We start from the raw sequence: 20,090 nt of genomic DNA, 5'->3' as shown, positions 1-20,090 counted from the left end.
TAATTAAAGCTCACCAATTTAAACTTTCAGGTTTGATCATAATGGTGGTTTTTGTGATCAAACTCCAAATTTTCAAAATTCAAGGAGACCGTAATGAAAATCCTCAAAAGACTTTTTTTGATTCTGATTGTTGTAATTTTGTTCAATCCGGATGCCTTTGCAAACGAAAAAAAAGAACAGGCTGTTGAAAAAGCGGATCTTGAAAAGCAGATCAGCTATGCACTTGGATATGATATTGTTGATAAATTAAAAGCAAATTTTGAACTGGACCTCAAATTTTTTATCATGGGAGCCAGTGACAGGCATAGCAACCAGCTTAAGCTGACTGAAGACAAATTAAAAGAACTCCTGGTTGCCTTTCAGCAACAGGCAAGGCAGAGGCAAATAGAGCAAATAAAAAAAGACTCCGAGGCAAACCGGGCCAAAGGAATCAAGTTCCTTGAGGAAAATATGCAGAAAGACGGCGTCGTAACCCTGGCGTCAGGGCTTCAATATAAAGCCCTTTTACAAGGCCAAGGGCCTTTTCCAAAGGCATCGGATACGGTAGAGTGTCATTATAAAGGAACTCTTATTGACGGCACTGTTTTTGATTCTTCCTATCAAAGGGGTACGCCTGCAACATTTCAGGTCGGCGGCGTGATCAAGGGATGGATTGAGGCGTTGCAGATGATGAAGGTGGGTTCAAAGTGGCAGTTGTTTGTTCCACCGGATCTGGCCTATGGTGACAGGGGAGCAGGGCGTTTTATTCAGCCGGGCTCAACCCTGATTTTTGAAGTCGAATTATTAAGCATTGTGGAGTAAAATATTATGCTGGTTCTCGGAATAAACGGCAGTCCGCGTCATAAAGGTAATTCCCACTATCTTATGGATAGGTTCATGAAAGAAATGGAATCCAAGGGGCATGACACCCAGGTGTTGAATGCCGTCAAAATGAAGATCAATCCCTGCATTGGTTGCGGTCATTGTGAAACAAAAGGGGTGTGCATTTTTGAAGATGATTTTACCCATATTTTTCTTCCGGAAGTGATAAAGGCAGATATTATAGTGATCAGTTCCCCGGTATATTTTTATGGGTTTCCTGCAGCGATCAAAGCATTAATTGACCGGATACAGGTGTTGTGGTCGCGAAAATACAGGCTTAAGACGGATGAATTCAAGGGCCGCAAACGAAAGGGCTTTCTTCTGGCAGTCGGTGCTACCCGGGGGGAAGATCTGTTTGACGGGCTGAAATTGACGGCCCGGTATTTTTTTGATGCAGCAAATATTGAATATGAAACAGCTCTCTGCTACAGGGGAATTGATGAAAAAGGCGGGATAAAAAATCATCTTGCCGTTAATGAAGAGATTAATAATCTGGTTGCAGGGTTGTAAGAGAAGGAATTCGGTAACAAGGGCAAGACTAAGTTATTTAAACTCGATTATACATTTGCAAGATACACGCAAGGGACAGATTTTAAATCTGTCCCTTGCGTGTACCAACGCTATTTTGGTTTGGCTTGTTTTGTTTGAAATTTTAATTCACAAATATGTCCGGCAATACAATACTGCCATGGGTATCCTTTAATGCTGAAAGGCCTTGTTTTTGTTCAGCTAAAATGTCAAACAGGGTTTGAGGTACTCTTTCTTCTTTGGAATAGGCTTCCTGCTGAAGCTCCAAGCGTTTGATGATATGATCCAAATATAAAGAAAATTGTTTTGTATACAACTCTTTGGTATAGTCTTTGTCGATAATCTGCTTAAACAATGATTTTAAATCATCATATCTGGGAATATTCCCAATTGGGGTTGTGATATGGTCTATTTCATTGTGGGCATATCGCTCAAGCCAGGAAAGCCATACTTTTACATCTTTTTTTTCTCCGAGAAGCCTGGAGGAGTCTCCGCCACGGGCCTTGTCAGTCAGAAAATAATTGAGGCCTGCCATTACGGGCTTATAATCGTTTTTTATTTTGTCACTGCCGAAAAATTTAAACTGGGCATCCATATAATCTCCCAGGGAGCCGGGAATAAATGCTGCATTGGCCCAGGGCGACCTTTTTACACCGGTGGCTCCGACTTCCGTTGCTGTGGCAGCCGACACGATACAGGCTCCGATGACAACTCCTGCATCTGAATTTTGAGCCACCCAGACCGGAGGCATGGTGTCTGCATCCCTGCCACTGTATGTAAAAACCCGTGTCAGGGCACCTTTGGGGTTTTCAGCTTCAGGGGAGTAGTTGTCAAGGCTGGTCGAGCGCAGGGTACACCTGGAATTGGGATGGGACATGGGAACGGGTTTGCCGTTTTTATCGGTTTTGCCTTTATACCAATCTCCCTGGAAATTGATTCCTTTGTCAGGATGGTTTTCATTGTTTCCCACCCAATGGGGAACTTTGTCTTCGTCAATCAGCACATTGGACCAGATCACTTCATGTCCGGGCTGTCGTAAGACTTTCATCAGCAGGGGGTCGCCTTCAAGATTAACATCTTCCACAATACCAAAAATACCGGCTTCCGGGTTGACTGACCGGATGCTGCCGTCATCGGCAATCCACATCTGGGCGAGATCATCGCCGATAAATACATTTCCTGCCATGGCTGTGGTGGTTTTTCCGCATCCGCTGGGAGCGGCACCTGCAAACCATGTCACGCGGTCATTGGGGCCATGTATTCCCGTGATAAACATATGCTCGGATAGTTCCTGTCCAAGGTTTTCATACACAGCTTTGTCTACTGCGAACCTATGGTTTCCTTTTTTAAGCAGCAGGGTGTTTCCGGCATAGGTGCATTTCCAGCTGTAGGTGGTTTTGAATTTGCGATCCATGAACACCCTTGCATCGGGCAGATCTTCGGGCCTGTTCAGCCCTTCGCTGTGAACATTGGTAAAGAAATGGCCAAGATTTTCAACTTCTTTATCAAACGCGGCATAGGCGTTTCTGTAAAGCAGTTCTGCACTGTGGGCGACATAGGTGGAGCTTGTGATTTCCAAAGCAGGATTTGATACGGGAGAGCCCACAGGGCCCCGCATGTAAAATCCAATGATCATGGTCATGCCTTTCATGATATCCGTCATGTTTGACCGGACTTGTTCAAGTGCCGTGGGCCTGTCCATACGGTTGGCAAGAGAACTGACTTGATCTTCCGGGTTTGCGATATAATATGTCCTGTCAATGATTCTACCCTGTTCCTGGGCCAGGTCAAAGTGAATGGTATGCCCCTTCATTGCAAGTGAGCTTTCTTCCTTTTTTTCAAGGGCAAGATTTTTAATAAATTCCCTGTCCTCGGGTGATCCCGTGTTGACAAAGACAGCAGAAGGGTTGCAAAGAACAATTGAATCGGCAATTTTTTTTAAGACTTCAGGGTGTTTGATTTTTAAAATCCGGGTTAATTGTTCATCGTCCATATGTTTTTTAAATATGGATTTGGCGCTTTCTTCGGAATCCACTTTTCCTAATTCATTGATAATATCTATATCGCTACCGGTTTTACACATGTTAATCATTATCTCCAAAATAATTTTATTAAAAGAACTATTCTTTATCTAATATCTGATTTTTAAAAATCAAGTATTATCTTATTATTTTTTAAAAAAATCAAATTGTATTTTTATGATAAGCATTATAAAAACAGGAAGATGGCAAAATAATGATAAACAGGCTGACTTTAAGGAAACGCTATGGATCAGAAAATATTTGCGGATTTACACAATCACACCACGGCATCTGATGGAGATTTTACACCCGATCAGATGATTGAACAGGCAAAAAGTCTTGGTATAAGGGTAATTGGGATCACTGATCATGATACGCTAAAGGGTTTGAAAACCTCAATGGCTGCAGGAAAAAAGAACGGTATTGAAGTGATTCCGGGAGTGGAAGTTTCTATCCGGTTTAAGCGCTCTTATTTTATCGGGACATTGCACCTGTTGTGTTATTTTTTACCGGTCAGGCTTACGGAAGATTCGTTCATGGCAAGAATTAATAAAATTTTGGCCCAAGGAAGGGGAGAAAAACTGGTAAGGGCAAGGGTTGAAGAAATTAATAAATTTTTTGGACCGAACGGGATCTCTCCTTTGTTAAACAGGGATCTGAAATTTGAAGATATCTCTGCATTAAGTGATAATGCCACAAGGCGCCACTTTTCATTTGCGTTAAAGGACGGGTTTGGCATTACCGATGCCGATACCATCAATGCAATAATTGGAAATGACAGTCCTGCATACCTTCCTTCCGGAATAAAACTGGAACAGGCAGTGGACATCATCAGAGAAAAGGGTATCCTTGCTGTTCTGGCCCATCCGGCAGCCGGTTCTTTTCCCGGCAAGGGGCATTATAAAGAAGTGCTGCCGCCTTTGGACATTGTTCAACAGATACTGCCGGAGTTTATTGAAGCAGGGGTTCATGGGCTGGAAGTGTATTATCCCGGCCATACGAAAGCCCATCAGGATCTGATGAAATCCTGGGCAGAAAAATATCATCTTTTGGTGACTGGAGGGTCGGATTGCCATGATGGAATAGAGCGCCCTTTAGGGGTTCAAGGAATATGTGAAACGGAATATGTCGTGTTTAAGGCTGCTTTGGCATAAGTTGGAAAACATTTTTAAACTATCAGGTGGAAGATGACAAATGATATTGTAATGATTCATGGTATGTGGGGAAGTGACTGGTGCTGGACTTTTTTTAAATCGTATTTTGAGGCTCGTGGATATACTTGTCATGTGCCGGTGTTAAGGCACCATGATATTGACCCGCATGATATTCCTCCAGAAGGGTTGGGAACTACAAGCCTTCTGGATTATGCGGATGACCTTGAAGCATATATTCAAAAATTAGATGAAAAACCCATCCTTATGGGACACTCCATGGGGGGGCTTTTAGCCCAGATTCTGGCGGCAAAAGGCCTTGCCCGGACATTGGTGTTGATGACCCCGGCACCCCCTGCGGGGATTCATTGCCTTTCATGGTCTGTAATAAGAAGTTTTCTGGGGCTGTTTACTCAATGGGGATTCTGGCAAAAACCGCATAGGATATCCTTTGAAACTGCTGCTTATGCTATTTTGCATCAATTGACGGAATTCCGGCAAAAAACAGAATATCAAAAAATGGTGTATGAATCCGGTCGGGCCGCATTTGAAATTGGTCTCTGGTATCTGGATCACAACAGGGCATCAAGGGTGGATGAGACGAAAATCACCTGCCCGGCATTGATTGTTGCAGGCTCACAAGACAGGATTGTCCCGGCGCAGGTTGTCAGGAAAATTGCTGAAAAATACCGGCATGTCGCAACCTTCAAAGAATTTAAGTCCCATTCCCACTGGCTGATTGGTGAAGACAACTGGGAAACGGTTGCCGCCTGTGTTTTAACATGGCTTGAGAATGGGGCGTAAGGTTTAAACCGGCTTGATTACAGGATTGCAAAAAGTCTGAACTTGTCGAATATCAGCAAAAGACCGATGGCAATCAGCAGAATCCCGGAAATTTTATTGAGTACCCTGATAAATTTGGTGGCCCGTTTCATGATTTCAAGAATGGAATTGATGAAAAAGGAGAGGATAAGAAAGGGAAGGGCAAGACCTGCAGAGTAAACCGCTAAAAGAAAAACTCCTTTAAGAACCGTCTCCTGGTTTCCGGCAACAATCAAAATTGAGCCCAGCAATGGGCCTATGCAGGGACTCCAGCCGGCACCAAAGGCCATGCCGATAACAAAGGTGCCCATCAGGTGCAAAGGCTTTTCCTTGACATGGATTTTTTTTTCAAAATTAAATCCCTTAATGTTTATGATTTCCAGAAGGTGTAGACCGAAAATAAGAATAATGCCGCCGCCAAGATATCTGACCACCCAGGCGTATTGTGAGGCAAGCCCGCCCAGAAAAGATGCGGACGCCCCGAAAAGAATGAAAATAAAGGAAAAGCCTGCCACATAAAAAACAGTGGATAAAAACACTTTCTGCCGGGTTTGCCTTTTGTTTTCTGTCAGTTCATCCAGGGATAATCCGGTGATAAAAGAAAAATATGCCGGTATAAGCGGCAGGATACAGGGAGAAAAAAAAGAAAGCAGCCCTGCAAGAAGAGCAGCCGGGTAGGTTATGTTTTCGGCAAACACGATATCATCCTTATGTTTATGTTGTTAAATGCTGTTTTAACCTATTTGTTTTTTTTTGTCTATCAAGATTGAATACCTTTTTTTCAATTGCCCGATGAATGGATCTAAACTCAACCGGCAAAAAAAGTAAAAGGTCTGTCAGATCATTGTAGAAAGGCGGATTAAAAATTGATCCAGCTTTTTTGCGGAAATTTTTACCTTTGTTTTTAATTCTTGGGCAAACAAAGATATTTTGTACTCTTCTATGAGCCAGAAAAATTCTTCAACCTGTTGGGATTTTTCAGGCGAGGAGTCTTGTGACAGTGAGGATAAAAGCTGATTCAAATGTTTAGTGTAGCCTGCGGTCTGCAATGCTTTTTTTTCTTCTTTGAGCGGATTGTCAACTGATTTTTGGGCCCTGATCCTGATACAGGCGACATACCGGTGAAGGTGTTCGATTCTCTCCATCTTATACAGATCCAAGAAATTCTCAGGCACAATATTTTTCAAGTCTTTGAAAAGAGCGGTTAAGATATCAAAGGTCTTTTTCTTTTTTTGGTGCTGAAAGGACAGTTTTTGAATAAGTTCAAAACAGGCTTGATATTCTTTGCCCAGGGTTGAGATGTCTTTTATAAATTGTCGGCCGGTATGGTAAAGCAATTTTAATTGCTTTTGGGCATGGGTTTCAAATTCTTTTTTTGTCCGGATATTTTTTGCAAACACGGTCGTGGTGATCCGGTTGAACAAGGATTGCTGAAATTTTGTCTGGCCGCTGAAAAACGGGGCCATCTGCTTAATGTGCGAAGACATGTTGATATCTTTTTTCAAGGCTTTGAAATCATCGGGAAAGCAGAGCTGGAACAATGCGTTTATCCCTTTACAATGGGCGGTTTGTGCCGCCTGTTCCGATTTGAACAGCCTCAGGGATAAAACTATGGTGTCGTTTTTTGTACCGGTTTTGGTTTCAATTTGCAAACCAGGATAGGCTTTTTGCATAAAATCCGGATTTTGATCAATTATGATAACATCTTCAAGATCCTTGAAATTCCACTCTTTAACAGGGGACAGTTCATATTTTTTTTGGGCGGCATGAAAAGCATTGCCTTTTTGAGGTGCCAGGTTGGAACAAAATTCGTTTAAAACGGATTTATCCCGTATGGCTTTGATCTCTTTTCCTTTTTTGTCCCTGATGGAGATCCTCATTTTTAAATGGTCCGGCAGTTCCTTGTCTGACCATAGGGTTGCGGGGATCACAAGGTCAAATCGGTTTTGGATAAAAGAAGAGAGCTGTGAATACAAAGGTTTGTCTTGTTCGGGCATTTCTTTGGCAATGATAGTGGCTTTTTCAGACACAGGAACCAGTTTTACCCGGTATTTTTTGGGAAGTGCTTTGATTAAAGCGGCTATCTTGTTTTCAAAAAGCCCCGGGATCAGTCTGTCCACACTGTTTTTTGATACCAGTGCAGCAGATGCGGCAGGAACTTTAAGGGTTACACCATCCTTTTGAGATCCCGGATTGAATTCATATTCAAGCTTGAATTTGCCCTGCTCCATGGTAAGGGCATCGGGAAACAAGCAGAGTTCAGTTTCATCAACAAAAGATTGCTGAAGATCTTCCAGGGTCATTTTTAAAAAATCCTGATTTTTTTGGTCCTTGATAAATTTGGAAAAGGTTCTGATATTATAAAAAGGTTTGGGAAGCCGTGACTGGTAAAAAAGATACATATCATCTTCAGATGCCAGGATATCCTTTCTTCTGGTTTTATGTTCAAGGGTTTCAAGCTGATCAATCAATTGCCGGTTATGAGTCATGAATTCAAACTGCTGATGGATTTCTCCCTGGACCAGGGCATGTCGGATAAATATTTCTCCGGATTCTTTTGGATTTATCTTGCCATAGGCAATATTTCTGCCATCTACAATAATCAGTCCGAACAATGACACCTGTTCTTTTGCAATGACTTGTCCGCGTTTTTTTTCCCAGTGGGGATCACAATAGGTATGGGTACACAGGTCTTTTGCAATGGGTTCAAGCCATTCAGGGTCAATTGTGGCAACCGACCTTGCAAACAACTGGCTGGTTTTGACAAATTCCGCCGCAACAATCCAGTTTCCGGCAGTGTTGAAAAGGCCGGACCCTGGGAATATCATGGCCTGCTGTCCTTTTGCAGCACTGAATATGTTTTTTTCTTTTTTATGGGCAATATTGGCAATATATCCGGATAAAAGAGATTGATGCAACGCGATATACAAGGGGCCGCCCAAGTTGAATTCTTTGGACTTCATGCCCTGGGTTCCGGTTTGAAAATCAATCTTTTTTTCTCCTCGCACCCCATGCTCTTTGAGTATCCTGACAATTTGTCCATGGATGTCGGTCCATTCCCTCAGTCGCTTGAAGGACAGGAAATGGTCCTGGCAGAATTTTTTGAGCTTGGACCGGGAGTTGAATTTTTTTTCCGCTGCTTTAACTGCATTCCAGATATTTAGAATCGTGATAAAATCAGATCCTGGATCCTTGAACATCGCATGCTGTTGATCTGCTGCCTGAGTTTTTTCCGCAGGTCTTTGTCTTGGATCTGAAATGGCAAGGGCCGTGGTAATGATGACGGCTTCGGCCAGGCAGCCTTTTGTGTCCGCTTCTATCAGAATCCTGGATAATTTGGGGTCTATGGGCAGCTTTGCCATGATCAGGCCGATTTTTGTGAGATTGTATTCCTTTTTTTTTGCCGGTTTATGTTTTGTTGTTTTTTCTTTGATGGCCCCAAGTTCAATCAGTGTGTCAAACCCGTCCTTAACACTTTTGGGAGCAGGTGCATCAATGAACGGAAAGGTTGAAACATCCCCGAGGTTAAGGGCGATCATCCGTAATATGACTTCGGCAAGATTGCTTCTCAGGATTTCAGGGGATGTGAAAAATGGCCTGGCCCCGAAATCATCCTCGTCAAACAGCCTGACACAGATCCCGTTTTCAACCCGGCCGCATCTCCCCAGCCGCTGGTTGGCCGAAGATTGGGAAATGGGGCTCACGGGAAGGGCAGTTGTCCTTGTCCGGGGAGAATAGCTGGGAATTCTGGCAAGCCCGGTATCCACAACATATTTAATTCCGGGTATGGTCAGGGAGGTCTCGGCCACATTGGTGGAAACAATGACTTTTCTTCCCACTTGCCGTGAAAAAATTTTGGCCTGCTCTTGGGCTGAAAGTCTTGCAAAAAGCGGCAGCACAGTTACTCCCGGATGCTGTTTGCCCCGGATCAGTTCCATGGTTTCCCCGATATCCTGCTCTGTGGGCATAAACACCAGGATATCACCTGATCTTGATTGGGACAAAAGAAGGTGAATCGCATCTGCCGCCGCCTCAACATATCCCTGGTCTTCAAAACTTTGTTTTTCGCTATCTTCGTCTAAAAAAGGCCTGTAAAGGGTTTCCACCGGGTACATCCGTCCGGATACTTCAATGATCGGGGCATTGTCAAAGGCTTTGGAAAATTTTTGAGTATCAATGGTAGCGGATGTTATAATCAGCTTAAGGTCTTTTCTCTGCCGGACAAGACGCCTTAAAATTCCCAGAGTAAAATCAATATTCAAGCTTCTTTCATGGGCCTCATCCACAATAATGGTGTCATAGGCACTTAAAAAGCGGTCGGCCTGGGTTTCAGCCAGCAAGATTCCATCGGTCATCATTTTTATATAAGCATTAGCATTTGTTTTATCATCAAACCTGATTTTATATCCCACTGATTGACCAATGTTTTCATTGAGTTCTTCGGCGATTCTTCGGGCCACATTGACAGCCGCGATTCGTCTGGGCTGAGTGCAGCCGATCAGTCCTTTAATTCCTCGTCCTGCCTCAAGACAGAATTTTGGTATCTGGGTGGTTTTCCCGGACCCGGTTTCTCCGGATATAATCACCACTGAGTTGTTTTTTATGGCACAAATGATGTCATCTTTTTTATGGGTGATGGGCAGATCAGGATTGAACGTGATATGGGACGGTTTGTTTAAACGCCTTGATCGTGTCTGCCGGGCTGACCGCTCTGCTTTCTCAAAAAGAGTTTTTATTTTTTTTGCATGGATTTCAATGCTGCAAGGGCTATCGGACTTTAATTTTTTTATGGCTCTGAGTTCCTTTAAAACGGTATGTTTGTCTTTTAACATAACATTGGAACAAAGTGATTCTATTTTTTTTAGTTTTTTCATGGCCTTTGAATAGTAATGTAAAGTTTAAAAAAGTCAAATTTTGAACTTGGCATATAAAATTAGGGTTGACATAAATTATGGAATAAAACACAATAAAAACTGTTCCAAAAATTGGGGGAACGTACAGTACCATAAGTCAAAGCCTTGAATTATATCATAAACAATAAGGCTTTAAAATTGAATCAACAGGTTTGAATCAACAGATCTGAATCAACAGATTTGAATAAATAGATTTGAATCAATAGGGGGGAACAATAGCATGGGAGATACAGCTATTAAAATTGGAGGCGCAAGAAAGAGCGCCTTTAAAGACAAGGTAATGAAACTTTTGCCGGATGGCGGAAATTTGAATGCATGCCTGACATGCGGTGCATGCGCATCAGGTTGTCCTGCAACGGGCCTTGAAGGTATGGATCCGAGAAAGTTCCTGAGAATGGCGGCGCTTGGAATGGATGAAGAGATCTTGAGTACAAACTGGGTGTGGATGTGTTCCATGTGTACGCGGTGCATGTATGTGTGCCCGATGCAGATTAATATTCCGCAGCTTGTTTTCAATGCAAGGGCACAATGGCCAAAAGATAAAAAACCCAAGGGGATTACAGGCTCTTGTGACATGGCATTGAAAAACGATACTTGTTCAGCCATGGGTGCAAATGAAGAAGATTTTCAGTTTGTTGTGGAAGATGTTCTTGAAGAGTACCAGGAAGCACAGCCTGAGTTTGCTGAAATGAAGGCGGACATAAACAGGGAAGGTGCCTATTATTTTTTAAACCAGAATTCAAGAGAGCCTGTGACAGAGCCGGATGAAATGGTGCCGCTGTGGAAAATCATGCATCTGGCAGGCGCAGACTGGACCTATGGGACTAAAGGATGGGCAGCAGAAAATTATTGCCTTTTTTCCGCAGACAATGAAAACTGGGAAAAGATTGTTAGAACAAAGGTAAAGGCAGTTGAGGACCTGGGCTGTAAAGTCTGGCTCAACACCGAGTGAGGTCACGAACTTTTCGCAGTCCGGGCTGGACTGCAAAAATTCAATATACCTTACAACTTTGAAATCAAAAGTATCATTCAACTTTATGCCGAATGGATCAGGGATGGAAAACTCAAGCCGTCTTCGGACTGGAACAAGGAAAGACAAATCAAGTTTACGGTTCAAGATCCCTGTCAGCTTGTCAGAAAATCTTTTGGCGACCCGGTTGCCGAAGATTTGAGATATGTTGTCAAGGCGGTTGTGGGTGAGGAAAATTTTGTTGACATGACACCCAATAGATCCAATAACTTCTGTTGCGGCGGCGGGGGCGGATACCTCCAGTCAGGTTTCCAGGAGCAGCGGCGGGCTTACGGGCAGACCAAAGCCAACCAGATCCTTACAACCAAAGCCTCGTACTGCATCACGCCCTGCCATAATTGTCATGCCCAGGTGCATGATATGGCTGAAGTAAATGATCATGCATGGCAAACCACACATCTGTGGACACTCTTAAACCTTTCTCTGGGAATACTTGGTCCCAATGAAAGAGAGTATCTTGGTGATGATTTGAAAGATGTGGATGTGTTCCATCCGGAATCGGCCATGTAATCGGCATTCTTAAATTTAAGATCAAACTTGAGTCTTGTGCGGCAATTTACTTGCCGTACAAGGCTTTTTTTATGTGTCTGCTCTGTACGATGGAAAAGGGGATTTGACGTTTTTAACTGATTGCCTAAGGATGGCAATTATGATAAGGAATTTTGATTATGACCCAGATTATCAGTATAGCGAACCAGAAAGGGGGCGTTGGCAAGACAACGACCTCTGTTAACCTTTCAGCCGCTCTTGCCAAAATCGGGAAAAAAATTTTGCTTGTAGATTGTGATTCCCAGGCCAATGCAACAACCGGAATGGGAATTGACAAACTCTCCCTGGAGCATTCTTTGTATCAAGGTCTTATAGGTGAGGCTGATATTAATAATATTATATGTCCTACAATGATGCCTAAACTAATGATGATTCCGTCCGATATTGATCTTATCGGGTTTGAAATTGAAATGGTGTCTGCCGACGACAGGGTAAAAAAGCTAAAAATGCTTCTGGAACAGGTAAAGGAAAAATTTGATTATATTATCATTGATTGTCCGCCAGCCTTAAGTTTGTTGACATTGAATGCATTTACGGCTTCAGACGCGGTCTTGATACCCCTTCAAAGTGAGTTTTATGCGCTTGAAGGCCTCGGGCAGTTGCTGGACACCATAAAACGGGTCAAATCTTCTTTTAATCCGGGATTGAAAATCAAGGGAATTCTTTTGACCATGTATGACAAACGAACAAATCTTGCTCAACAGGTGGTTGAAGATGCAAAAAAATATTTTAAGGATATGGTTTTCAAAACAAAAATACCGCGTAATGTAAAGCTTGGAGAGGCACCCAGTTATGGATTGCCGGCTATTTTATATGACAAACAGTCGCAAGGATCAAAGAGCTATGTCGCATTTGCAAGGGAATTTCTGAAGAGATGACAAACAAAAAAAAGAAAAAAACCGGTCTTGGCCGAGGTATTTCAGCCCTGATTCCAGATTTTGATGTACCTGAGAGCAGTCCTGATTTTTTGATGTGTTCCGTTGATGAGATAGCACCTAACCGGTATCAGCCCAGAACCGTATTTGATCGGGAAGAACTGGACAAGTTAAAGGATTCCATTGCACAGCAGGGGGTTCTGCAACCCTTGCTGGTAAGAAAACAAGATGATTCGTATGAGTTGATCGCAGGAGAGAGAAGGCTTCGTGCCGCCAGGGAAGCTGATTTGACCCATGTGCCTGTATTTGTAAAAAATATGACAGATGAACAGGTATTGGAGGTTTCCATTATTGAGAATATCCAAAGGCAGAATTTAAATGTCCTTGAAGAGGCTCAAGCCTATCACCGGTTGATCAAGGAATTTGATTATACCCAGGAAAAGGTTGCAAAAAAGATAGGAAAGAATCGTTCCACCATTGCCAACCTGCTTCGCCTCAGAAGTCTTCCCCAGGTGATTAAAGACAGCCTTGTTGCAGAACAAATATCCATGGGACATGCAAGGGCGCTTTTAGGGGTTGATTCAGAAGAAAGCCGGATTCATCTTTTTGAAATCGTCATCAAAAAAGCATTGTCTGTAAGAGAAACCGAACAATTGGTAAACAATGCCAAAAAAGTTTCTCCCAAATTGAACAAAACCATATCTGCCGAAGAAAAACAATTTCTTGAGGACACCTGTTCACTGATTTCCAGCCGGATTCAATCCAGCGTCAGGATTCAAAAAAAAGGAGATAAAGGCAAGATAGAAATCAATTTTAAATCCAAAACAGAGTTTCAGCGCCTGGTGGATTTTTTGAGCGGGGTTTCATGAAGATATGTGTGGCTAAAACAGCCGGGTTCTGTATGGGGGTCAGGCGTGCTGTGAATATGGTGCTGGATGCTTCAAATATGTCAAAGGAGCCGATTTATACCTATGGCCCTTTGATTCATAATCCCCAGGTGTTGCAGATGCTTGAAGAAAAGCGGATTTTCAGGATTGATGAAATTCCTGAAAAAGGCAGCGGTATTGTTTTGATCCGGGCTCACGGAGTGCCGCCGGAGGATGAAAAAGCCCTTAAAGATGCAGGTTTTACCGTTATTAATGCAACTTGTCCCAGGGTGGTGAAGGTTCAGATGATTATTAGCAAATATGCCCAAAAAGGGTATTCCACAATTATCATGGGAGATGAGAAACACCCTGAAGTTGTGGGCCTTTTGGGATATGCAAAGGGAAAAGGGCATACAATCACATCCATGGATCAGCTGTTGGCACTGCCCAGGTTTGAATCTGCCGTTGTTGTAGCTCAAACAACTCAGAATACAGCTTTTTTTGATCAAATAAAAGCCTGGTGTGAGACCCATTCACCCCATTATAAAATATTTGATACCATTTGCGGTTCCACTGAAAAACGTCAGGCTGAAATCCGTAACCTTGCCGAGAAAAATGACGCAATTGTTGTTGTCGGTGGAAAACAGAGCGGAAATACAAAAAGGCTGGCACAGATCGCATCCCTGACAGGCAAGCCCGTAAGTTGTATTGAAAATATTTCCCAGATTGATTATGGAGAATTGTCATCAGCCGAGTCTATCGCTATTACCGCCGGGGCATCGACTCCCAACTGGATCATTAATGAAACATACAGAGAAATAGAAAGTCATTTTCAACAGCAACATCCCGTGAAAGCGGTTTTATGCTTAATTCGTGATTTTTTGCTGAAGACCAATATAATGGCCGCAACAGGTGCCGGTTTTCTGACCTATGCGTGTTCCAAGCTCCAGGGGATTGCTCATGATTTAGATCACGCTTTGATCGCTATGTTGTATGTTCTTTCAATGCAGATCCTGAATAATTTATTCACCATTAAGTCTGATAAATATAATCATCCCCAACGGGCAGTTTTTTATGAAAAAAACCAGCGGTTTTTGTGTGTTTTTGCAGTTTTGTCAGGTGCGGCAGGCCTTTACTTAAGTTTTATCAGCGGTATGCTTTCTTTTTTTATTTTGCTTTTTATGAGTCTTTTGGGATTGTCTTATAATTTGAAAATCATCCCTTTTGTGTCAAAAAAAAGGCAATTTGCCCGGATAAAAGATATTCCCGGTTCAAAAACAGTTCTTATTGTTATGGCATGGGGAATGGTTACCTGTCTTTTGCCGGCTTTTGCAAATCAAAGTGATTGGAGGTCGGTTGCAGTGGTTTTTTTGTTCGCTGTCGGTCTTGTATTTGGCAGAACTGCATTTTTTGATATTCTTGCTGTTCAGGGTGACAGGATTACCGGAAAAGAAACGCTTCCCATCCTTTTAGGGGAAAAACGAAGTTTTGCTATTATAAAATATGTTTTGATTTTTGACAGTGGGCTTCTTGTGTCGGCATGTTTTGTTGATTTGCTGTTAAGTGGCGCGGTTTTGCTTGCTTTCATACCCCTTGCCATGCTTTTATTAATACAATTTTTTAAAAACAATAGCCTTATATCCGGGGCACATCGAGAATTTATTATTGAAGTTGCATTACTTACCACGGGATTACTGGCCGCTGTAATTTAATCTTATACGGAGAGAGTATGACCAAAGACAGTCCTGATAAATTAAAAATTCCATTAATCGGTCTTTTGGCGGTTAAAAATTTTATGATCAATAAGGAAGATCTTCAAAAGGGGATGTCTCGGTGTTCCAGTGCAAAGGATCTCCAGGCAGCGTTGAAAAAGTATTTTTTATCCAATAAGCTTATCTCTTCACAAAATATGGAAAGGCTTTTACAGGCGGCAAAAGCCTTTGAAATGCGGAAAAAAGAATTCAAGTTCGGTGCTGTTGCCATCCGGAAAGGATTTATTAATAAAAGTGTTTTAAAACTGGCTCTGGAAGAACAGGAAAAGGATATAAAGAACAGCAAATCCCCCCGCCTTGTTGGCGATCTGCTTGTTGAGGCGGGTATGTTTACACCAAAACAGCGTGACGATATCCTCAGACTGCAAAAAAGACTCAAAAAAGAAACCAAAGACACATTAGATCAAAAAGAGAATAAAAATGATCCTGATGAAAATTCATCCGTGATTGAAGAAGATGAAGATATTTTGCTGGAACCTGAAATTATTTCCGGTGGAATCAAGCTTGAAATTTCCAAAGATTTTATGGCGGCATTTTTAACAAAAACAGAATCATTTGATAAAAATATTACCCTTGCACAAATACATGAGGCATTGTTTGATAAAGGCATTATTCTGGGAATTGTTGATGATAAAATGATTTTAGGATTTATTAATTCCAGTGGGTTTAAGACAAAATCTTTCAGGGTTGCTCAGGGGATTACTCCTATTCAGGGCAAAGACGCCAGGGTTGAATTCTTTTTTAATACAGACTATTTGAAAGCCGGTGGGTTTAAATTAGACGGCACTGTTGATTTTAAAGACCGGGGTGAGACACCTTATGTTGAAGAAGGTACCGTGCTTGCTGAAAAAGTTCCCATGCTTGAATCACGACACGGTCAGACGATTTTTGGCGATGAAATTGAAACGGTTTCCGTAAAAGACATTGCCTTGAAATTTGGAAAAGGCGCAAAAATTTCAGAGGATGGATTTAAGATTCTTGCGGAAGTTACGGGATATCCGAAATACACTCTGTCCGGTTATATTTTTGTTCATAGTGAGTATATTACCGAAGGCGATGTGGATTATGAAACAGGCCATATTCATTATGATGGAAATGTCAACGTTAAAGGTAGGATTAAAGCCGGGTTCAAGGTAACCGGCAATGATATTACAGCCATTGAGCTGGATGGCGGCATTATAACTGCGGAAGGCGATGTGATTATTGCAGGCGGCATTAATGAAGCCAATATTTATGCCCGGGGAAATGTTTATGCCAGGTTTATACACAATTCAAAAATTCTGTGCATGGGCAGTGTTGTGATTCAAAAAGAAATTGTTGACTCGGATATTGATTGTTCCGGAAGCTGCGTGGTTGAAAATGGAAAACTCATGTCGTCAAGGATTTCAGCCAAAATGGGGCTTAAAGCCAAGAATGTCGGCACTGAAATGGCCGGTCCCAGTGTTATAAGAGTCGGCCATGACGTGTTTTGTGAAAAAGAACTGGAAAAAAACAGGGAAAAGTTTGAACAGCTGGAAAAGCAGGCTGAACAGCACCGGGAAGACAAAGAAAAATTAGATGAAGAATATAGGGTCGTCCAAAAAAAAATTGCAGATCTTGCCCAATTTATTGACAAATCTCAACAGGAAGAAAAGGAAATTAATTTAAAAATTTCTTTGCTGGGAAAAGATACGGAAAATGACCAGACCGTCACTGAATTAAAAACGAGAATTGACCAGTTGAAGACCAATGCCCAAAAGGCTGAAAAAAGTCTGGATGCCGGTTTTGTTAAGTCTGAAAAGCTTGAGGAAATGATGGCAAAAGAGGATATGAAAATCAATGCCCTGGAAAAAACAAAGGAGAAAATAATTGATGAAAGAACCAACCTTGTTAAGTCTTCCAAAGATAATCCGGGCAAACCGGTCGTGATTATTGACGGGGTGATCATGCCGGAAACCCTGATTGTCGGCAATCACAGTGAAAAGCGGGTGATGGATCTGATTCGGTATGCAAAAATCATGGAAGTTGTATCCACCACTGATGATGGCCAAAATATTTATGAAATGCGGGTGACAACTGTTTAAACAGATTAAATTTTATCCGCTTTTAACTGTTTTATTTTTTCGTCTTTTTTTTGCCATAAAGCATTCAACCACATAAAAAATCGATCTTTATACTCAATGTCATTAAAATAATCCCCGGTCGGAAAATCTGTTAAGGGGATCACTTCAAAATCAACAATTATTTTATTGACCCTGCCTGAAATATAGTCCCAGAATGTTGGAATTTCATCAGGATAGACAATTGTGACATCAATGATTTTATGAAAATAGTCTCCCATGGAGCCTAAAACAAATGCTATTCCACCGGCTTTTGGATTTAAAAGATGCGTAAAATGATTGTCTGGGGCTCCTTTTTTCCGGGGAGTGAGTCGGGTTCCTTCAACAAAATTGATGATGGAGATTGGCGTGTGTTTGAATTTTTCACAGGCCTTTTTTGTCCTTTCAAGATCTTTGCCTTTCAGGTGGGGTTTTTTTGTTAATTGTTTTTTTGAATACCGTTTCATGAATGGAAAATCCAAAGCCCACCAGGCCAGCCCTAAAAACGGGACCCAGATCAGTTCCTGTTTTAAAAAAAATTTCAGCATGGGGATTTTTTTGTTCAAAATGGTCTGCAATGCTAAAATGTCAACCCAGGACTGGTGGTTGGAAATAACAAGATACCATTCTTTTTTTTTCAGGTTTTCAAGCCCCCTGATATCCCATTCTATTTTGCAAAACAGTTTTGAGTTGAATGAATTAATCTCTATCCAGAGGTTGGCAATGGATATCAGTATGTTGTCAATAATAACAACAACACAATAAACCGGGATAAGAAATTTAAATAACGCCAGTAAAATCAATGGAGGGGTTAAACAGATGGTGTTTAATGTATACAATGTCAGGGATAAAATACCTTTGAGTGAGTGGGGTAAAAAATAGAGCATAAACTTTTTCAATCTCTTTTAAAATTTATAATATGTTTTTTTATGGTTCGTCTGTCCAGTCCTGTCAGCTTTGCCACCTTTTCATAGGTGCCGAATTTTTCATACAATAGCCTGCAATATCCTGATACCAGCAACGGCACAGAAATGTTCCGGTTTGAAATTCCCTGTATCAGTTCCTGGGTCAGGGACCCGGTTTCTTTGTCATCTTTTTGTTTGCCTTTATAGTCCCGCCGCAACAGAACGCTTCTAACGCATTGCTCAAGTTCCCGTACATTTCCAGGCCATTGATAATTCTTTCCAAGCCGCCGGTCAATAATTCTTTTGACTTTTAGAATTAATTTTTCAGAACGGGTGCCGGTCATTCTTTGTATGGTGAAATCAAGCAGGTCATCGAGTTCGGACGGTTTTTCCCTGATCCGAGTACTCAGAGGCGGTACTTCAATGATATCCGAACACAGACGGTAATAAAAATCGTCCCTGAACACCTTGCCGTCAAGAATATCTTTTTTGGGCCTGTTGGTCGCTGCAATGACCCGTCCGTTGAATCTTGATGTCTCATGGGTTCCCACAGGGGAAAAAGTTCTTTCCTGGAGAACCCGTAATAATTTGATCTGAACATGGTTGGGGATCTCACCTATTTCATCCAGAAGAATGGAACCATGGGGGCTGCACCGGTCAAACACGCCCTGGTAATCCTCCATTGCACCTGTAAAGGCACCTTTTGTGTGGCCGAATAATTCAGACTCCAGCAGGGTTTCAGGATACTGGGAAAGGTTCAGCGAAGAAAAAGCCCGGGTAAAGCTCTGGGCAAAACATTGTTTTTTTTCATCAAAAGGGATATACCCGCTTCTTCCAATGGCCTTGGCAGCCGTACCTTTTCCCGTGCCGGTTTCCCCTAAAAGCAGGGTGGAAAAATCCTCCATTTTGTTCCATAAGAATTTGTTGTAAAGATCTATATTATAAGTGAAAACATTGTACCATAAATGTTTTTTAAGTGTTTTCATGCATGGGCTGCTGCCCACAAGAGAGTTGGAAATAAAATAAAAAGCCCGTCTGAGCTGGTAGGACAGGGCAAAATAATGGAAAACGCTTTTGTCGTCAAATCCTTTTTTATGGAGCATTTCCATGGCTTTTGGGGCAAACGGAACCTTGACCGGGATGTCCTGAGCTTTGATTTGATCCTTTATCAGCTGATCAAACTCATCTCTGAATTTGTGAAAGATATCAAACAAAAATACAATTGTAATGATCTCCTTGTCCTGGCCTTGAAACGCATTGATGTCGGCACGGCCCTGGCTTTCAAGAGTTTTTATCCGGTGATCCACTTCATTTATACACAGGTCTTTGCTTTCTCTTCGTGAGGCCGAAGGAAAATGGCCTGCAATTTTAATGTCAAGCTTTTCTCTCAAAGCGCTGAAAGGATTTGCAAAAGCGGCATTATAGACTGTCCTGAAAAAGTGGTGTTCTTCTGAACTGAGTTTTGCTTTTTTCAATCGGTTCTCCATCAAAGAGTGTTTTTTTGATAATGTACAATTTTGTACATATTGTATGCATAGAATGCAAGTTAAAAACCGGTACTGAAAGCCGTAAAAAAAGATATAATAAAAAAATACCTATGTTTTCAAGTTGTTATATGTTTTAATTTTGTTGGCACGATATTTGTATTATAAAGCGGCGCAATGTGATTTCCATGGTCGTGCCGTGGAAATAAAAAACAAAAAAATTATGGAGAAACAC

14 protein-coding genes are annotated in these 20,090 nt (G+C 41.8%); 9 read left to right on the top strand and 5 right to left on the bottom strand.

Going from position 1 to position 20,090, the window contains the following annotated elements; translation table 11 throughout:
• Nucleotides 1–93: 93 nt before the first annotated feature.
• Nucleotides 94–801, top strand: a complete 708-nt coding sequence (locus BLT94_RS03350) for an FKBP-type peptidyl-prolyl cis-trans isomerase (protein WP_092230391.1) — start codon at nt 94–96, stop codon at nt 799–801.
• A gap of 6 nt (nt 802–807) precedes the next feature.
• Nucleotides 808–1,371 carry a flavodoxin family protein gene (locus BLT94_RS03345; RefSeq protein ID WP_092230389.1) on the top strand — a complete coding sequence of 188 codons (564 nt, stop codon included), beginning with the start codon at nt 808–810 and terminating at the stop codon, nt 1,369–1,371.
• 142 nt (nt 1,372–1,513) lie between these two features.
• Here BLT94_RS03345 and BLT94_RS03340 read toward each other — a convergent pair whose 3' ends face one another.
• A complete protein-coding gene (locus BLT94_RS03340) occupies nt 1,514–3,481 on the bottom strand; it encodes a phosphoenolpyruvate carboxykinase (GTP) (RefSeq protein WP_322787260.1) in 1,968 nt (655 codons plus the stop codon).
• A 174-nt stretch (nt 3,482–3,655) separates the two neighbouring features.
• On the opposite strand from BLT94_RS03340, the gene BLT94_RS03335 reads away from it, so the two are divergent.
• Together BLT94_RS03335 and BLT94_RS03330 are read left to right on the top strand one after the other, a co-directional pair.
• Entirely contained in the window at nt 3,656–4,564 is a 909-nt protein-coding gene (locus BLT94_RS03335; protein ID WP_092230385.1) for a PHP domain-containing protein, read from the top strand.
• Nucleotides 4,565–4,597: 33 nt separating this feature from the next.
• Entirely contained in the window at nt 4,598–5,365 is a 768-nt protein-coding gene (locus BLT94_RS03330) for an alpha/beta hydrolase (RefSeq protein WP_092230382.1), read from the top strand.
• 17 nt (nt 5,366–5,382) lie between these two features.
• Here the strand turns inward: BLT94_RS03330 and BLT94_RS03325 are convergent, their stop codons facing one another.
• Both BLT94_RS03325 and hrpA read right to left on the bottom strand, forming a co-directional pair.
• Nucleotides 5,383–6,081, bottom strand: a complete 699-nt coding sequence (locus BLT94_RS03325) for a cytochrome c biogenesis CcdA family protein (RefSeq protein ID WP_092230380.1) — start codon at nt 6,079–6,081, stop codon at nt 5,383–5,385.
• Nucleotides 6,082–6,219: 138 nt separating this feature from the next.
• Nucleotides 6,220–10,257: an ATP-dependent RNA helicase HrpA gene (gene hrpA / locus BLT94_RS03320; protein ID WP_092230378.1), complete on the bottom strand. Its 4,038-nt coding sequence runs from the start codon at nt 10,255–10,257 to the stop codon at nt 6,220–6,222.
• Between the two features lie 259 nt (nt 10,258–10,516).
• Here hrpA and BLT94_RS03315 point away from each other — a divergent pair, with 259 nt between their 5' ends.
• The 5 genes from BLT94_RS03315 to BLT94_RS03295 all read left to right on the top strand — a co-directional run bounded on the left by BLT94_RS03315 (nt 10,517) and on the right by BLT94_RS03295 (nt 17,451).
• On the top strand, nt 10,517–11,836 hold the full coding sequence (locus tag BLT94_RS03315; protein ID WP_092230376.1) for a (Fe-S)-binding protein: 1,320 nt from the start codon (nt 10,517–10,519) through the stop codon (nt 11,834–11,836).
• A gap of 158 nt (nt 11,837–11,994) precedes the next feature.
• On the top strand, nt 11,995–12,753 hold the full coding sequence (locus BLT94_RS03310) for a ParA family protein (RefSeq protein WP_092230374.1): 759 nt from the start codon (nt 11,995–11,997) through the stop codon (nt 12,751–12,753).
• On the top strand, nt 12,750–13,619 hold the full coding sequence (locus BLT94_RS03305) for a ParB/RepB/Spo0J family partition protein (protein WP_092230372.1): 870 nt from the start codon (nt 12,750–12,752) through the stop codon (nt 13,617–13,619). Before BLT94_RS03310 ends, BLT94_RS03305 begins: the two co-directional genes overlap by 4 nt.
• Entirely contained in the window at nt 13,616–15,328 is a 1,713-nt protein-coding gene (ispH, locus tag BLT94_RS03300) for a 4-hydroxy-3-methylbut-2-enyl diphosphate reductase (protein ID WP_092230370.1), read from the top strand. Before BLT94_RS03305 ends, ispH begins: the two co-directional genes overlap by 4 nt.
• A 17-nt stretch (nt 15,329–15,345) precedes the next feature.
• Nucleotides 15,346–17,451: a FapA family protein gene (locus BLT94_RS03295; RefSeq protein ID WP_092230368.1), complete on the top strand. Its 2,106-nt coding sequence runs from the start codon at nt 15,346–15,348 to the stop codon at nt 17,449–17,451.
• 5 nt (nt 17,452–17,456) lie between these two features.
• Here BLT94_RS03295 and BLT94_RS03290 read toward each other — a convergent pair whose 3' ends face one another.
• The gene (locus BLT94_RS03290; RefSeq protein WP_092230366.1) at nt 17,457–18,353 is read right to left on the bottom strand and encodes an acyltransferase; all 897 of its coding nucleotides are present in this window, start codon (nt 18,351–18,353) and stop codon (nt 17,457–17,459) included.
• A gap of 8 nt (nt 18,354–18,361) precedes the next feature.
• Nucleotides 18,362–19,846, bottom strand: a complete 1,485-nt coding sequence (locus BLT94_RS03285) for a sigma-54-dependent transcriptional regulator (RefSeq protein WP_092230364.1) — start codon at nt 19,844–19,846, stop codon at nt 18,362–18,364.
• Nucleotides 19,847–20,090: the final 244 nt, after the last annotated feature.

Source organism: Desulfobacula phenolica (genome assembly GCF_900105645.1).
Lineage (GTDB): Bacteria > Desulfobacterota > Desulfobacteria > Desulfobacterales > Desulfobacteraceae > Desulfobacula > Desulfobacula toluolica.
The sequence above is the reverse complement of the archived record's forward strand: the minus strand, read 5'-3'. Positions and strand labels throughout refer to the sequence as shown.

Excerpts from the sequence above, each read along its gene's own strand:
- BLT94_RS03350 (WP_092230391.1), top strand. The coding sequence starts at position 94 with ATGAAAATCCTCAAAAGACTTTTTTTGATTCTGATTGTTGTAATTTTG.
- BLT94_RS03345 (WP_092230389.1), top strand. The coding sequence starts at position 808 with ATGCTGGTTCTCGGAATAAACGGCAGTCCGCGTCATAAAGGTAATTCC.
- BLT94_RS03340 (WP_322787260.1), bottom strand. The coding sequence starts at position 3,481 with ATGATTAACATGTGTAAAACCGGTAGCGATATAGATATTATCAATGAA.
- BLT94_RS03335 (WP_092230385.1), top strand. The coding sequence starts at position 3,656 with ATGGATCAGAAAATATTTGCGGATTTACACAATCACACCACGGCATCT.
- BLT94_RS03330 (WP_092230382.1), top strand. The coding sequence starts at position 4,598 with ATGACAAATGATATTGTAATGATTCATGGTATGTGGGGAAGTGACTGG.
- hrpA (WP_092230378.1), bottom strand. The coding sequence starts at position 10,257 with ATGAAAAAACTAAAAAAAATAGAATCACTTTGTTCCAATGTTATGTTA.
- BLT94_RS03310 (WP_092230374.1), top strand. The coding sequence starts at position 11,995 with ATGACCCAGATTATCAGTATAGCGAACCAGAAAGGGGGCGTTGGCAAG.
- BLT94_RS03305 (WP_092230372.1), top strand. The coding sequence starts at position 12,750 with ATGACAAACAAAAAAAAGAAAAAAACCGGTCTTGGCCGAGGTATTTCA.
- ispH (WP_092230370.1), top strand. The coding sequence starts at position 13,616 with ATGAAGATATGTGTGGCTAAAACAGCCGGGTTCTGTATGGGGGTCAGG.
- BLT94_RS03295 (WP_092230368.1), top strand. The coding sequence starts at position 15,346 with ATGACCAAAGACAGTCCTGATAAATTAAAAATTCCATTAATCGGTCTT.
- BLT94_RS03290 (WP_092230366.1), bottom strand. The coding sequence starts at position 18,353 with ATGCTCTATTTTTTACCCCACTCACTCAAAGGTATTTTATCCCTGACA.